A 15396-nucleotide genomic window follows, 5' to 3' on the forward strand; every position below is an offset into this window, starting at 1 on the left:
ATCAGGCGAAAGTGTGAACTCTGACGTTCGATTACTTTCGACGGCCACTGCGGTCTGAAAGGGTGACAACACACACAGCACCAAGAATTGGAGTTATAGCCATGTCCCGCATGATGTTCCTGAACACCACCGCCTCCGACATCCCCGCCACGCGGACGTTCTTCGCCGAGCTGGGCTTCGAGTTCAACGAGACCTTCAGCGACGAGAACACACTGTGCCTGATCATCAACAATCAGACCTTCGCGATGTTGATGACCCCGGCGCGTTTCCAGGACTTCATCACCGGCGGCATCACGGACACGAGCAAGGAGCGCGAGGTCCTGATCGCGGTGTCGGCGGAGTCCCGCGAGGAAGTCGACGCGATCGCAGACAAGGCGCTCGAGATCGGTGGGTCGGCGTGGCAGGACGCTCAGGACCACGGCTTCATGTACGGCCGGAGCTTCCGCGACCTCGACGGTCACGTCTGGGAGGTCACCTGGATGGATCAGTCGGCCATCGCAGGCTGATCCGACTCGCCGGAGGCCGGCAAACTCGCGGTCGCGGGCAACCCGAACCGTGCGAAGTCGGCCTCCATGGTGTCAGAGAAGAACGCCACGACATGGGCCACGCCGTCTCCCGTGATGTCGAGGACCTGCAGCTGGAACGGCCGGTGCACCCCGTCGGGGTCGCGCATGTACAGACCGAACGCCGGCTGCCCGTTTGCTGTGGCCGGGAGCAGCAGCATGTCGTCGGCCTTCTCCGCCGGACAGTTGCCGCGGATGAGGCGTCCGATGGTCTCGGCGCCCTGGTACCAACCGGTGAACGGCGGCATCTCCCAGATTGCCTTGTCGGTGAAGAGCTGCACGATCGCGTCGATGTCGTACGACTGAAACGCCTCCACCCACTTGTTCAGCAACTCTTTCTGGGCAGCGTCTTGCGGCTCCGACACCGTATCGCGTTCGGGAGCAATCTCTTTGAGCTGTGCCCGCGCACGCTGCAGCAGGCTGTTGACGGTGGCGGTGGTCAGGCCGAGGGTGTCGGCGACCTCGTTTGCTCGCCACTGCAACACATCTCGGAGGATGAGCACGGCGCGCTGGCGCTCGGGCAGATGTTGCAGGGCGGCGATGAACGCGAGGCGGATGGATTCACGGGATCCGACGATCGTCGCCGGGTCGGACGTCTCGGCGAGTGACTCGTCGGAGTCGGCGAACGGCTCGAGCCACGGGACCTCGTGGTCTTGCAGGAGCGGTGCCTCGGGATCGTAGGAATCGCCGCCGAGGCCCGAGGGCAGCGGGCGACGCTGTTTGGACCCCAGCGCCGTCAGACAGGTGTTGGTCGCGATCTTGTACAGCCAGGTGCGGACCGAGGCGCGGCCGTCGAAACGTGAGTATCCGCGCCACGCGCGGATGTAGGTCTCCTGCAGCAGGTCTTCGGCATCGTGATGCGAGCCCATCATTCGGTAGCAGTGGGCCAGCAGTTCTCGACGGTACGGTTCGGTCACTTCCAGGAAGTCAGGATCGGCCGTTGCCTCGACAGTCATGGGGGACAGATTACGCCGGGGGTCGGACAACAGCGAGAGAAAATGTGGATGGGGGACTCAGCTCGTCCAGAATCCCTCCTGCACGGCTGCGGCTTCGGGAGATCAACCGGACCATGCACAATCGAGGGGTGCTGACCTGCAGCGAAGGAGTACGACGGCGCGACGCAGGAATGGGACGTCAGCGAGTTCGGTCATCGCCTCATTTTGTCGTGATACAGGTTGAGGTGTGATTCGAGTCGGTACCTCGGGGTGGGTGTACCCGCCGTGGCGCAAGACCTTCTATCCGGAGGGTCTCGCGCAGCGACGTGAGTTGGAGTTCCTCTCGCGAACTCTCAACTCGGTGGAGCTCAACGGGTCGTTCTATGCGCTGCAGAAACCGGCGAGCTACCTCAAGTGGGCCGAGCAGACGCCCGACGACTTCGTGTTCTCGGTGAAGGGGCCACGGTTCATCACCCACATGAAACGACTGGTCGGCGTCGAGGAGCCCCTCGCGACGTTCCTCGCCTCCGGTGTTCTCGCCCTCGGTCCGAAACTCGGCCCCATCCTGTGGCAGCTCCCGCCGAACCTGCCGTTCGACGCCGCCGCGCTGACGGACTTCGCGGAGATGCTCCCCCGGACGACTGCTGCGGCGGCGACCATGTCCGAGGGTCACAGCGACCACATCGCGGGACGGTCTTGGACGACCACCGACGCAGATCGCCCGCTGCGGCATGCCCTCGAGGTCCGCCACCCGAGCTTCAAGGACTCGCAACTGCCAGAGTTGCTGCGAGAGATGGGTATTGCGCTGGTCCTCGCTGACTCGGCGGGCAAGTTCCCGGTCATCGACGAGGTGACCGCGGACTTCTTCTATGCGCGATTGCACGGCGACCAGGAGCTCTACACCAGCGGTTACACAGACGAGGCGCTCGACGCCTGGGCGGTCAGACTTCGTGAACGCGCGGACGGAGGCGACGTGTACGTCTACTTCGACAACGACGCGAAGGTCCGAGCGCCCTACGATGCGCGAGGACTGCTCGATCGACTCGATCCCGGCGGGCTCGGGTAGCGTTGTTGCCTAGCGCTCAACCAGTGACGGCGCCCACCGGACGACTGGGGTGCCATCGATGATCGAGCGTTTGGACAAGCTGCAGCGCAAGCACCCTGTCCTCGGATTCGGTATCGCCGTGATCTACAAGTACGCCGACGATCAGGGCGGCTATCTCGCGGTCCTGATGACGTATTACGCGTTTCTCGCCATGTTCCCGTTGCTGCTCCTGCTGACCACCGGCGTCGGCATCGTGCTGGACGGCAATCCCGGGTTACAGGAACGGGTACTGAACTCGACGCTGAGTCAGTTCCCGGTCATCGGCGATCAACTCGGCCAACCACAGGAGCTGAGCGGCGGGATCTGGGGTGTGGTCATCGGCGTCGTCGGCGCTCTGTACGGCGCCTCCGGCGTAGGTCAGGCCGCGCAGAACGCGATGAACACGGTTTGGGCGGTGCCGCGTAACAAGCGCCCCAATCCGATCTTCTCCCGGCTGCGAAGCCTGCTCCTGCTGACGGTCCTCGCCCTCGCCCTGGTCGGGACCACCGTGCTGTCGACGTACGGCAGCCTCTGGGGACTCTTGGGCCCCTGGGACACCTGGGCAATCGCAATCACGGCGGTGGTCGTCAACTCTGCGGTCTTCATGGTCGCGTACAAACTCAGCACCACCAACACGGTGAGCTACCGCGACGTCCTGCCCGGGGCCATCGTGATGGCGATCCTGTGGCAGTTGCTCCAGACCTTCGGAACTTTTTACGTGACGCAGGTCGTGAAGAACGCCAGCACCACCAACAGTGTTTTCGCGGTGGTTCTCGGTCTGCTCGCGTACTTCTACCTGGCGGCGGCCGCAGTGGTCCTCACCGCTGAGATCAATGCCGTCCGGGTACATCGGCTCTACCCACGCGCGCTGCTGACGCCGTTCACAGACGAGGTCGAACTGACACAGGGCGACCGCACGGCCTACACCCGGCAGGCGAAGGCTCAGCGCGCAAAGGGATTCGAGCAGGTCACGGTCACTTTCGAGAAGGCGAAGAAACCCGACGACCCGAGCTAGCGCGAGCAAAGATCGGACGCCGGACCCAAGGGTGGTGCTACCGCAGTACGTTTTCTACGCACTACTAAATAGCCCGCGTAAGAAAGGTCGGAACTCATCCGGCACCTATCCGATCCCTGCGTTCACCGGTTGCGGAAACCTGGTAGGCCCAGTGCTGAACTCGCTGGTTTCGGATCCGTTCTCTGTTGGTGGAGCTTCCTCAGATGACGCCGTGCGTGGGCGGCGCCGACTTGTGAAGCAGAGCGCGACCGATGTGCTGGTACTTCCACCGCACCGGATCGTGCAGGGTGTGGGTGCGCGCGTTCCGCCAGAAATGATCGAGTCCGAGATCTACTCCCGCACTTCGGGTTCCCGACACCTCGAACAGTGCCGAGGCGACGTCGTTGGCCGCGCGGTCGGCGACGATCTTGGCGGTGGCCACGGCGATCGAGGCCGCGGCCGCAGCTTGTGCCGCACCGCGCGCCGGGGTGTCGAACGTGGCATCAACCGCAGTTCCCGCGGCGGTCAGGGTCGCTTCGGCGGTGGTCACCACGACCGCGAGTTCCCCGAAGCGCTGGATCAGCAGCGGGTCGTCGATGGCCCTGTCGACGCCTGCCTCGAACCATGCACGGCTCTTGGTGCGCGCGAAATCCACTGCGGCAGAAAGGGCTCCGCGGGCAATACCTGCATCGATCGCGACATGCAGCAGCTGTGCGAAAGCGCCGTACCCGCTCGGTGCACCCACGGCTTTGGCTCTGGCAACCAGTTGATCGCCGCGTACCGACACACCCTCGAAGGTGATCGTGCCACTGCCGGTGGTGCGCTGCCCGATGCCATTCCAGTCGTCGACGATGCGGACGCCGGCTGCATCCGCGGGGATGAACGCGACGTATTCGCCGTCGGGCAGGCCGGTTTTGCCTTCCGGATCGTCCAGTCGCGTCAACACTGCGAGCGTGTGTGCGTACAGTGAGCCCGTGCAGTAGAACTTCGAACCGTCCAGTCGCAGGCCGCCACCGTAGGGGCGGATGGTGGTCGCGATGTCGGCGACGGTCTTGCCGCCTCGCTCGGACTGCGCATTGGCAATTCGACTGCCGCCCAGCACATCTTCGAAGAGCTCGCGCTGTTGGGGTGGCTCGGCGGCCAGCCGGAGCAGATTCAGGTACACAAAATGGCTGTGCGGGATCTGCGCGATGTTGGGGTCGGCGGTGGCCAGGATCCGCACGACCTCGGCGACCACACTCGGAGCCAGATCGGCACCGCCGAACCGGGCAGGCACCGTGATCGCCAGCAGCCCGCTGGCCGAGAGCTGGTCGATCTCCTTGTACGGGAGCTTGCGATCGCGATCACGTGCCGCGGCCCCGGTGGCGAAGTGCTGCGCGAGGTCGCGGGCGACCGACAGAGCCTGCTCCGCGGAGTCGATACGTGCTGCGATCGCAGTGCTCACGGTGCCCCGACGCCGGCTGCGGTTTCTGCAGCCTCCAATTCGCGAACCAACGGCAGAACTTTGGCGCCGAAGTACTCGATCTCTTCCTGAAAGTGCAGGAACCCGCCGAGGATGAGGTCGACGCCGAGGCGTTTGTAGGCGACGATGCGTTCGGCGATCTGCTCAGGGGTACCGATCAGCTGGGTCTTGAAACCGTCGTTGTACTGGACGAGATCTTCGAACTTCGAGTCTGCCCACATACCCTTGCCGTCGGACGTGGATGCGCCGGCCTGCTTGACGGAATCCCGGAAGCCCTCCACCGCCGGGCGGTTCGCCTTCTCGATGATCTCCCGGAGGGTGTCGCGGGCCTCGGCCTCGGTGTCGCGGGCGATGATGAAACCGTTCAGGCCGAACTTGACCTCACGATTGTGTGCCCGAGCCACCGCCCGCAGGTCGTCGACCTGCTCGGTGACCCCGTCGAAGTCCTTGCCGTTGGAGAAGTACCAGTCCGAGAACCGGCCACCGTTGTTGCGAGCGGCCGTCGAATTGCCACCCTGGAAGATCTCCGGATTGGGGCGTTCAGGGGTGTTCAGCGGCTTGGGCTTGAGGGTGAAGTCGCGGATCCGATAGAAGTCGCCGGCGAACTCGACGTTGTCCTCGGTCCAGATCTTCCGGATCACGTCGATGAACTCTGCACTCCGACGGTACCTTTCGTCGTGCTCGAGCCACGGCTCTCCGAGTGCCTTGAATTCGCCGGAGAACCAGCCCGACACCACGTTGATCGCGAACCGTCCGTTCGAGAGATGGTCTGCCGTGGCGCCGAACTTGGCGAGTACCGCCGGATGCCAGAGCCCCGGATGGATTGCGGCGATGACCTTCAGCTTCTCGGTCGCGCCGAGCAGGGCCAGACTGAACGACGTCGACTCGTGCTGGAACTCTGCTCCGTAGGACGCCATGTACCGCACCTGGGAGAGCGCGTATTCGAAGCCGACCTTCTCCGCGGTCTGGGCCAGTTTCTTGTTGTACTCGAAGTCCCAGCTGGTCCGCTGCTCGATTTCGCTGGTCACCAGCCCGCCGCTGACGTTGGGTACCCAGTAGGCGAACTTGATCTCGTCTGAGATTTTTTCAGTGGTCATGTTTGAGCTCCTGAGGTTCGGCGCTGATCAAGAAGCGCTGGCGGGTTTGAGCGAAGGCAGGAAGGCGCCGCGAACGGGCTCGGCGGCCCGGTCGTCGGCGTTGAGGAGTCCACGCTGGATCAGTTTTGGCCGCACTCCCTCCCCGAAGTGATAGGCCTCCTCGACGTGTGGGTAACCGGACAGGATGAAGTGGTCGAGGCCGAGCTCGGCGTACTCCGCAATCCGATCGGCGACCTCGTCGTGTGATCCGACGAGCGCTGTCCCTGCGCCACCGCGGACCAATCCGACCCCCGTCCACAGGTTCGGATAGATCTCCAGCGACCGGGCATCGGTGTCGGCGCTGAAAGCGCTGCCACCGCCGTGCAACTCGCGCATCCGTCGTTGTCCCTCGGACTCCGACTTGGCCAGGTTCTGCTGAGCGTTTGCCACCAACTGCGGGTCCAGGGCCCCGATGAGCCTGTCGGCTTCGGCCCATGCCTGCTCGGAAGTGTCGCGCGAGATGACGTGCAGCCGGATGCCGTACGTCAGGTCACGTCCCTCGACGGCTGCCAGACCACGGATCCAGTTCAGCTTCTCGGCGACGGCGTCGGGCTTTTCACCCCATGTCAGATAGGTGTCGGCGTACTTCGAAGCAACGGTGCCGGCTGCGGGCGATGAGCCACCGAAGAACACGGGAGGCAGCGGATCCGGCTTACGAGCCAGTTGGGCACCCTCGACGCGCAGATGGCGGCCCACGAAGTCGACGGGATCTTCCCGGGTCCAGAGCTGCCGGATGATGTCGAGGAACTCGCCACAGCGCTCGTATCGCGCTTCCTTGGACAAGAAGTCGCCGAAGGCCCGTTGCTCGGAGGATTCGCCACCGGTGACCACGTTGAGGAGCAAGCGGCCTTTCGACTGCCACTGATACGTCGAGGCCATCTGCGCCGCGAGCGTCGGGCTGGTCAGTCCCGGGCGCAGCGCCACCAAGAACTTCAGGGTGTCGGTTGTCTCGAGAAGCATCGCGGTCGAGAGCCAGGCGTCTTCGCACCAGAGCCCGGTTGGGGTGAGGACGGCCTCGAAGCCGTTCACCTCGGCGGCCCCGGCCAGCTGGTTCAGATAACGCAGGTCAGCGGGGCGATCACCGGACATGTTCGATCCGTGACCACCAGCCATCAGATTCCGTGAATCGCCGTACGTCGGCAGGAACCAGTGGAAATGCAGTGACACAGGCGAGCCTTTCGGTTGAATGCAGAGTTGAACCCAGTGTGGGCGGCTCCCGCGCCGGGTTCCCAGGGTTCAGATCGCTGTGATTCCAAGTCGACTGTGGGATCTGCGTGGCGACTATTCTCGCCGGTGAACGCCTCTGTGACGTGCGTTCAGTTCAGCCGGTCCGATCGATGTCCGCGTTGCACAGAATCTGCAAGCGCTGCTACCTTGACGCTTATGACGAGCACAGGCCACTACATCCCGGAGGTCACCTACATGACCACCGCTCTGGGGTGTCGTCTGCCGTTTGCTCGCGTTCTCTGTTGTCGAATGTCCTGATCCGAATCCGCCGCACTCGCGGCATTCCGTTCTGACATCCCCCGCTCGGCCACTGCTGTGGTTCTGGGCGCGACAAACCCACGAGGACTCTCGATGACTGCCACACTTGATCACCGCATAGCCACCACCACCCGCCCGTCTGTGACACGCCCGACCGGTTCCCGCGTCGCCGCGCCCGCTCGTCCTCCTCGTCCGCTGGGAATCCCCAGCCCGAACAAGGCACCGGTGAAATTGGGCAGCGCCCGCGCTGGGATTCACATCGCCACCCCGCAACTGCACCTGTCGACCAAGCCGGCGGCAGTGGTGTTGCGGGCCGCACGCCTGCACGGCCCGGTGTTCCGCGACGCGGCGTCCGGCGCCTCGGGCCTGAGCATCTCCACCGTGAACCGGCAGGTCAGCGCCCTCCTGAAGGTCGGCCTGCTGCGTGAGCGCGCCGACCTCGCGCCTGCCGGTGCCATCGGTCGGCCGCGGCTGCCCTTCGAGCTGAACACGGCCGAGTTCTTGACGGTCGGCATCCATATCGGCCTCAAGGTCACCTCCATCACCACTCATGACCTCTTTCACCGCGTGGTCGGTGCCATCCAGATCCCGACCCCGATCGCCGACAGCCCCGAGCAGACGCTGACGGCCATCGGGCTGAGCGCAAAGCGTTTTCTGTCGCGGTGGCAGAACAAGAAGGTGCTGTGGGCCGGGGTCGCACTGGCCGGACGGGTCGACAAGGCCGGACGGGTCAGCCATTCCCGACTCGGATGGCAGTCCGCACCGGTCGGCGAGGTGCTCGCGTCGGTGATCGGGCTGCCGATCTCCGTGGCGTCGCACGTCGAGGCGATGGCTGCAGCCGAGCTGCTGCTGAACCCGCAGGCCGAACTATTGGTTGATCCGGGTCAAGAGGGCGGCAGCTTCGTCTACTTCTACGCTCGCGAGACCGTCGGCATCGCCTTCACGGTCGGCGGTAGCGTCTACACCCCGACCGCCGGCCCCCCGGAGATCGGGCACTTCCCGGTCGGACGCACCGAACTCCTCGACCCGCACGGCACCGGTCGGCTCGAGCCGACCGTCAGCGACACCGGCATCGTCGACGCCGCCATCGCTGCGGGTCTGACGATCGAATCAGTGGAAGACGTGCACCAGTTGGCTGCGGAGGGCAACGAGATCTCCCGAGCCATCCTCGACGAGCGCGCACGGCTGCTCGGCAAGGCAGTCGGCCTGATTGCAGACATCTTCAACCCCGACCACGTGGTCCTCGGTGGGCAGGCGTTCACAGACGCCCCCTCGACCCTGCCGATCGTCGCGCAGGCCGTCCGCGAGACCTCGGTCGCCGATCGCCGGGACGTCCGGGTGTCACGCTCGGGTGCAACGGTGCAGCAGCAAGCCGCAGGTGCGGTTTCCCTCGACGCGATCTACAGCGATCCGGTAGAGGCTCTGGCCAGAACTGCCTAGCGAGACGCTTTCCGGAGGGTCGGCCGCGCGTGTTCTGGACAGACGAGGAGCGAGCGGAGCGATGCGACGAGGAAGGAAGAACTCGCGCCTGATGGCCGCCCCGACAAGCGAGCGGAGCGAGCCATCAGGCACAGCCCTAGTCGGTGGTGCGCTTGTGGTACGCGCGCAATGCGAACGGCGCGAATATCAGGGTCAACGCGATCGACCAGAGCACCGTCGAGAGTTCCGGATTCTGCAGGGGCCAGGGAGCGTTGGCGGGCGCCGCCGGTCCGTTGCCCCACAGTTCACGCATCGACTGGACGAGCGACGAGATCGGATTCCACTCCGCGATCGTGCGCAGCCAACTCGGCATCGGCTCTGTCGGGACGAATGCGTTGGACAGGAACGTAATCGGGAACAGCAGGGTGAACATCACGCCGTTCACGGCTTCCGGTGAGCGCATCACCGATCCGATGAGAATGCCGAACCAGATCATGGCGAAACCGAACAGCAGCACCAGGGCGAAGGCGAGAGCTGCTTTCGCGAATCCTTCGTGGATCCGCCAGCCGATCAGCAGACCGGTCAGCGCCATCACGACGATGCCGATAGAAGAGTGGATCAGCGCTGCCACGGATCGTCCGACGAGTACTGACGACCGTGCCATCGGCAGTGACCGGAAGCGGTCGATGATGCCCTTGTCCAGATCGTTGGTCAGACCGAGGGCGACGATGAACGCCGAGAAGGCGATGGTCTGACCCATGATTCCGGGGAGCAGCCACTCTTTGTAATCGAACCCGTCGCCGGGGCTGATCGACGCACCGAAGACGTACGCGAACAGCAGCACGAACATGATCGGCTGCACCGTCACGTCCGAGAGCATCTCGGGTTGCCGTTTGGTGTGAATGAGGTTGCGCCGCACCATGACCAGCGACTCGCGCACTATGTCTGGTTTGCCTATCGCCGATCGCGGGGTTGCTTTCGTCGTTCCGGCGTTGCTGGCGGTGGTGGTCATCACTTGTTCTCCTCGGCGTCGGCGTCGGCGTCTTCAGCTCGGTGTCCGGTGAGGGAGAGGAAGACGTCGTCAAGGCTTGGGCGGGTGAGTCCGATGTCGTCGACGGCGATCTCGCTGCGTTCGAAGATCCCGGCGATCTTGGTGAGGTCGCCGATTCCGTCAGCACTTGCGGTCAATTGCCGCTGCGACTCGTCGACGAAGACCTCCCCGCTGTTCTCCCGCAGGAGCCGGGTCGCCTCGGGCAGGTCCTCGGCAGCGGAGACCGTCAGCACCAGGCTGGCCTTGCCCGCCTGTTCCTTGAGCTGCAGCGGGGTACCGGCCGCGATGATCTTGCCCTTGTCGATGACAACGATGTCGTCGGCGAGTTGGTCGGCCTCTTCGAGATACTGGGTGGTCAGCAGCAGGGTGGTGCCATGGTTGACGAGTGACTTCAGCACATCCCAGAGTTCCTGCCGGCTTCTCGGGTCGAGACCTGTCGTCGGTTCATCGAGAAACAGCACCGGTGGTGAGGCCAGCAGGCTGACGGCGAGATCGAGCCGGCGACGCATGCCGCCCGAGTAGGTCTTGACCACTCGGTCAGCGGCGTCGGTGAGCGAGAACTGCTCAAGCAGTCGGTCACCTGCGGCGCGGACCTCCTTGCGGGGCAACCCGTAGAGGCTGCCGATCATCCAGAGGTTCTCACGCCCGGTCAGCAACTCGTCGACGGTGGCAGCCTGTCCGGTCAGGCCCATGCTGCTGCGGACCAGGTCTGGATTCTCTGTCACGTCGTACCCCGCGATACGGGCCGTACCCGAGGTGGGCAGGCTCAGCGTGGTCATCATCCGGACGATGGTGGTCTTGCCCGCGCCGTTCGGTCCGAGCAGTCCCAGCACCGAGCCGGGCGGGACGTGGAAACTCACTCCGTCGACGGCACGGACGCCGTCGAACTCTTTGACCAGGTCGATGGCCTCGATGGCGTATTCGGTGGTGACTGCTGTGGAAGTCATGGGGCTCACCGTAGCGACCGAGTCGGACATCGGGCCAGCAGTTTTCTTGCTGAGCGTTGACACGTTGTTCTCCTAGTTGCTCGTCGAGTCAGATCGCAACGGATCTGTCGTGGAAATATCGTCGGGTGTTCATCTCGAGATCGGTTCTGTCATCCTCCGAGTTGAAGCGAACTTGAAGTCAAGAGCTGTGGCGGGTCCACTCGGTGTTCATCGTCCCGGGCATCGAAAACCCGACGGGGCGGATTCGGGATCAGGGCACCTGTTGCAGTTTGATCTGTGCGCCCCACGGATCACTGATGGTCGCGAGTCGCCCATACGGGGTGTCCATCGGGGCGGCGACGACGGTGCCGCCGAGTTCCTCGACGCGTGCGGCCGTGGCATCGGCATCGACGACGCCGATGTAGATGGACCAGTGCGAGGGCACATCGGCAGGTAAGAAGCCGCGCCCGTCCATGATGCCGGCGTATCCCTCGCCCGGCTCGGCCTCGGGCAGACTCAACTGGGCGTAACGGAACTCGTCGGTGTCGCTGAGGGTGATGGTCTGTCGCCCGGTGACCGCCGGGTAGAACTCGACCGCCTTCGCGAAGTCGGTGCTCAGCAGCTCGAAGTAGCAGGGTGCATTGGCCTCCATGTAGAGCTGAAAGCCCTTGTGCTCACGAGGTTCCCAGAGTCCGAAGACTGCGCCGTGGCCGTTGCGGCCACCGTTCGACGCCGGGTCGCTGCCCGGATCCATCACGATGGCCATCGTCCCCTGACTGGGAATCTCCATCGGTTCGACGAAGACGCTGCCACCTGAGGTCGAGACCTCTTTGACGGTGGCCTCGATGTTTGGTGTCTGGAAGTACGTGCACCAGAAATCGGGCATGTCGGGGCTTTGCTTCGGTCCGAGGCCGGCAACGAGTTTGCCCTGGTAGGTGAACTGCGAGTAGCCGCCCATCTGCTCGTCCGGTTCGGTCCGGTTCCACCCGAACAGGTCGCCGTAGAACGTGGCGGCGCGATCCGGCTCGGTGCTGGAGAGATCGATCCAGATGGCGACACCGTCCGGATGTGAGTCGATGGCTGGCATGGCGGGCTCCTAGTGTGGTTCGAAGGTCGTCACAGGCATAGACCGGGCCCGGTGCCGGAACTCATCGCCAAGAGGTTGTCGCGGCTACAACTCCGCACGTGCGGACTATTGGGCTTGACACAGGCGCACTGGCGGTCGAACCTCAGAAGGTGAGTGAAGTGCGAATTCGGCAGGCGGCCGAACTCCTGGGGATCAGCGATGACACTGTTCGCCGGTTGATCGCGGGGGATCAGCTGCGTTCATACACCGATGACAGCGGCAGACAGGTCGTCGACGGGGCAGATCTGGCGCGTCTGGCCAGCGAGCGCGCGCCAGCGCTCTCGAGCGCCGACGCGCCGGTCGTGCGGTCGGCCCGTAACCGGTTCGTCGGACTCGTCACCGAGGTGAGGTCGGATCCGGTGATGAGCCAGGTGACCATGCAGTGCGGACCCTTCGAGGTCACATCCCTCATGAGCACCGACGCCGTTCGCGAGCTCGACCTGCGCCCGGGGTCGGTGGCCACGGCCGTCATCAAGGCGACCAACGTGATCGTGGAAACGAGGCCCGTCGAGTGAGGTCGAGAAGTCTGGCCGCACTCGCCCTCCTCGTGGCGGTGGCCCTGTTACCGGTGGGGTGTTCGTCGAGCGCGCCGGGTTCGAATACGGAGAAGGTCACGCTCACGGTGAACGCAGCGGCATCGCTCAAGAAGAGCTTCACGGCACTCGCCGAGCAGTTCTCGGCCGACAACCCCGACATCGAGGTCGAGTTCAACTTCGACGGTTCGCAGGCGCTGGTCACCCAGATCGACCAGGGCGCGAACGTCGACGTGCTGGCCACCGCCGACGAGAAGAACATGCGCAAGCTCGGGGACAAGATCACCGATCCCCGGATCTTCGCGACCAATGTCCTGACGATCGTCACCCAGCCGGGCAATCCCGAGAACATCCAGGGTCTCGCTGATCTCACGAATTCCGATGTGACCACGGTGATCTGCGCGGTCGACGTGCCGTGTGGCAGCGCGACCGCCGAGGTCGAGAAGGACGCCGGTGTCGACATCAAGCCGGTCAGTGAGGAAACGGCGGTGACCGGTGTGCTCACCAAGGTGCAGACGAAACAGGCCGACGCCGGTCTCGTGTACGTCACCGATGCCGCCGGTGCCGGCGACACCGTCACCTCCGTGTCCGATCCCGCCTTTGCTGCGGTCGTCAACAAGTATCCGATCGGCGTCGTCGCGGCGACCAAGAACAAAGAAGCCGCACAACAGTTCGTCGACATGGTGCTCGGCACGAAGGGCAGTTCGCTGCTCGAGTCGCAGGGCTTTGGTCCGGCGACTTGAGCAACGACGGATCCGCACTGAAGGCGGTACCGGCCTGGCTATACCTGCCGGCCGCGATCGGAGTGGCGCTCGTGATGCTGCCGCCGATCGCACTGGCGGCGAACACCCCGTGGGATGACTTCTGGGGCAACATCACCTCGGAATCATCGCTGGATGCACTGAAGCTGAGCGTACGGACCGCGGCGGTCAGCACGGTGCTGTGCATCGTGCTCGGGGTGCCGATGGCGATGGTGTTCGCCCGACGAATCGGTATGCCGGTCCGCGTGCTTCGGTCGGTGGTGCTCCTGCCGCTCGTCCTCCCTCCGGTGGTGGGCGGAATCGGACTGCTCTATGCCTTCGGCAAATTCGGTCTGGTCGGCGAGCCGTTGTCGGCGATCGGGATCGACATCGCTTTCTCGACAACCGCGGTGATCCTGGCCCAGACTTTTGTGGCACTGCCATTTCTGGTGATCAGCCTCGAAGGTGCACTCCGCAGTGTCGGAAGCCGTTACGAACAGGTGGCGGCGACCCTTGGTGCGTCCCCGACGCGAACGCTATGGAAAGTGACCATGCCACTGGTGTTTCCCGCTCTGCTGTCCGGCATGGTGTTGGCTTTCGCACGAGCCCTCGGTGAGTTCGGGGCGACGATCACCTTTGCCGGCAACCTGCAAGGCGTCACCCAGACCGCGCCGCTTGCGATCTACGTGGAGTCGATCAGCGAGCCCGAACAGGCTCTGCCGCTGTCGATCGTATTGGTTGCCGTGGCGTTGCTGGTGGTGATCGCGGTGCATGTGCGCGACTCCAAGCGGGCGGTGGTCCTGTGACCGGGGACCTCGTCGCCGAACTGGCCAGCGAAGTGCCGTTCCTCGACCTGAGCATTCAGATCCCGGCCGGGCAGACCGTTGCGATCCTGGGGCCGAACGGTGCGGGCAAGAGCACGCTGATGAACATGCTGGCCGGACTGCTCCGGCCCGACTCCGGCTCGGTGACGGTCGGGGCGCGCGAACTCGTCGGCGCGAAAACATTTGTGCCGCCACATAAACGCGGGGTTGCACTGCTCTCGCAACAGGGCATGCTGTTCCCGCATCTGACCGTGGCGCAGAACGTGGCCTTCGCCCCGGCCGCCGCGCGCATGCCGCGCGCCGAGGTGCGCTCCCGGACGAAACGATGGCTGGACGCGGTCGATGCGACCGATCTGGCCGACCGCAGACCCGCCCAGCTGTCCGGCGGGCAATCGCAGCGGGTCGCACTGGCCCGGGCGCTGGCCGCAGACCCCGATCTGCTGCTTCTCGACGAACCCTTCAGCGCGCTGGATGTGGATGTGGTGCACAGGATCCGTTCGATGCTCCGGGGCATCCTGCAGGATCGCGCCCGGACCACCCTGCTGGTGACCCACGACGTCGCCGACGCGGTGACCCTGGCCGATTCGGCGATCATTCTCGGTGACGGCAAAATCGTGGCGCAGGGGCCGGTGCGGGAATTGCTCGCCAGTCCGGTCAATCAGTTCGCGGCGCGGTTGGCCGGACTGAACCTGATCGGTGGTCGCTGGTCGGGCGGGGTCGTGGAGACCGGTAGGTTCGCCCTCGCGGGGATGGTCGATGAGACGGTGGCCGCGGGTACATCCGCGATGGCCGCATTCTCCCCACGGGCGGTGGCCGTATACCGGAAACCGCCATCGGGGAGTCCGCGGAATGTCGTCAAAGCCCTTGTGACGCAAGTAGTGCCACAAGGAGATCTGGCGCGGGTCGACTGCTTGGTCGACGGTGGTGTGGTCACCGCGGCGATCACCTGGGCTGCAGTGAGCGAACTAGGGCTGGTCGCCGACGACGAGGTGTTTCTGGTGATCAAGGCGACCGAGGTGACGGTGTACGCAGCGAGATAAGCGGTCCGCCGTAGCACATCGCACCTGCAGCACCACGGAAGCGGTGCCCATCCGTGATCTGCGATTGTCAAAACCCGA

General features: G+C 64.5%; 15 protein-coding genes. 8 read left to right on the forward strand and 7 right to left on the reverse strand.

Features of this window, described 5'->3' with window-relative positions; all coding sequences use genetic code 11:
- Positions 1–101 precede the first annotated feature (101 nt).
- The gene (locus J3S28_RS01340) at positions 102–506 is read left to right on the forward strand and encodes a VOC family protein (RefSeq protein ID WP_207836225.1); all 405 of its coding nucleotides are present in this window, start codon (positions 102–104) and stop codon (positions 504–506) included.
- On the opposite strand, the gene J3S28_RS01345 is transcribed toward J3S28_RS01340, so the two are convergent.
- Positions 485–1519, reverse strand: a complete 1035-nt coding sequence (locus J3S28_RS01345; RefSeq protein WP_207836227.1) for a sigma-70 family RNA polymerase sigma factor — start codon at positions 1517–1519, stop codon at positions 485–487. The genes J3S28_RS01340 and J3S28_RS01345 overlap by 22 nt on opposite strands.
- 226 nt (positions 1520–1745) lie before the next feature.
- Between J3S28_RS01345 and J3S28_RS01350 the strand changes: the two genes are divergently transcribed.
- Positions 1746–2564 carry a DUF72 domain-containing protein gene (locus J3S28_RS01350; RefSeq protein WP_207836229.1) on the forward strand — a complete coding sequence of 273 codons (819 nt, stop codon included), beginning with the start codon at positions 1746–1748 and terminating at the stop codon, positions 2562–2564.
- 58 nt (positions 2565–2622) lie between these two features.
- Positions 2623–3597, forward strand: coding sequence for a YihY/virulence factor BrkB family protein (locus J3S28_RS01355; RefSeq protein ID WP_207836242.1), 975 nt, complete (start codon positions 2623–2625; stop codon positions 3595–3597).
- 199 nt (positions 3598–3796) lie between these two features.
- Here the strand turns inward: J3S28_RS01355 and J3S28_RS01360 are convergent, their stop codons facing one another.
- The 3 genes from J3S28_RS01360 to J3S28_RS01370 are packed head-to-tail and all read right to left on the reverse strand — an operon-like array spanning position 3797 to position 7341.
- On the reverse strand, positions 3797–5020 hold the full coding sequence (locus tag J3S28_RS01360; protein WP_207836250.1) for an SfnB family sulfur acquisition oxidoreductase: 1224 nt from the start codon (positions 5018–5020) through the stop codon (positions 3797–3799).
- Positions 5017–6135: a dimethylsulfone monooxygenase SfnG gene (gene sfnG / locus J3S28_RS01365; protein ID WP_207836272.1), complete on the reverse strand. Its 1119-nt coding sequence runs from the start codon at positions 6133–6135 to the stop codon at positions 5017–5019. Before sfnG ends, J3S28_RS01360 begins: the two co-directional genes overlap by 4 nt.
- A 27-nt stretch (positions 6136–6162) precedes the next feature.
- The gene (locus J3S28_RS01370) at positions 6163–7341 is read right to left on the reverse strand and encodes an LLM class flavin-dependent oxidoreductase (RefSeq protein ID WP_207836274.1); all 1179 of its coding nucleotides are present in this window, start codon (positions 7339–7341) and stop codon (positions 6163–6165) included.
- Between the two features lie 411 nt (positions 7342–7752).
- On the opposite strand from J3S28_RS01370, the gene J3S28_RS01375 reads away from it, so the two are divergent.
- On the forward strand, positions 7753–9099 hold the full coding sequence (locus J3S28_RS01375) for an ROK family protein (RefSeq protein ID WP_207836276.1): 1347 nt from the start codon (positions 7753–7755) through the stop codon (positions 9097–9099).
- A gap of 136 nt (positions 9100–9235) precedes the next feature.
- Here J3S28_RS01375 and J3S28_RS01380 read toward each other — a convergent pair whose 3' ends face one another.
- The 3 genes from J3S28_RS01380 to J3S28_RS01390 all read right to left on the reverse strand — a co-directional run bounded on the left by J3S28_RS01380 (position 9236) and on the right by J3S28_RS01390 (position 12142).
- Positions 9236–10090 (reverse strand): ABC transporter permease, encoded by an 855-nt coding sequence (locus J3S28_RS01380; RefSeq protein ID WP_207836278.1) that lies wholly within the window; start codon positions 10088–10090, stop codon positions 9236–9238.
- Complete coding sequence (locus J3S28_RS01385; RefSeq protein WP_237340912.1) at positions 10090–11076, reverse strand: ATP-binding cassette domain-containing protein; 987 nt, start codon at positions 11074–11076, stop codon at positions 10090–10092. The genes J3S28_RS01380 and J3S28_RS01385 overlap by 1 nt, the downstream gene beginning before the upstream one ends.
- Before the next feature lie 250 nt (positions 11077–11326).
- Positions 11327–12142 (reverse strand): VOC family protein, encoded by an 816-nt coding sequence (locus J3S28_RS01390; protein ID WP_207836290.1) that lies wholly within the window; start codon positions 12140–12142, stop codon positions 11327–11329.
- A gap of 149 nt (positions 12143–12291) precedes the next feature.
- Here J3S28_RS01390 and J3S28_RS01395 point away from each other — a divergent pair, with 149 nt between their 5' ends.
- The 4 genes from J3S28_RS01395 (at position 12292) to J3S28_RS01410 (ending at position 15318) form a co-directional block, all read left to right on the forward strand.
- On the forward strand, positions 12292–12696 hold the full coding sequence (locus J3S28_RS01395) for a TOBE domain-containing protein (RefSeq protein WP_207836293.1): 405 nt from the start codon (positions 12292–12294) through the stop codon (positions 12694–12696).
- Complete coding sequence (modA, locus tag J3S28_RS01400) at positions 12693–13457, forward strand: molybdate ABC transporter substrate-binding protein (protein ID WP_207836296.1); 765 nt, start codon at positions 12693–12695, stop codon at positions 13455–13457. The genes J3S28_RS01395 and modA overlap by 4 nt, the downstream gene beginning before the upstream one ends.
- Positions 13458–13531: 74 nt before the next feature.
- On the forward strand, positions 13532–14260 hold the full coding sequence (locus tag J3S28_RS01405; RefSeq protein WP_207838075.1) for an ABC transporter permease: 729 nt from the start codon (positions 13532–13534) through the stop codon (positions 14258–14260).
- Positions 14257–15318: a sulfate/molybdate ABC transporter ATP-binding protein gene (locus tag J3S28_RS01410; RefSeq protein ID WP_207836308.1), complete on the forward strand. Its 1062-nt coding sequence runs from the start codon at positions 14257–14259 to the stop codon at positions 15316–15318. The genes J3S28_RS01405 and J3S28_RS01410 overlap by 4 nt, the downstream gene beginning before the upstream one ends.
- Positions 15319–15396 lie beyond the last annotated feature (78 nt).

This window comes from Williamsia soli, from assembly GCF_017377795.1.
Classification (GTDB): domain Bacteria; phylum Actinomycetota; class Actinomycetes; order Mycobacteriales; family Mycobacteriaceae; genus Williamsia; species Williamsia soli.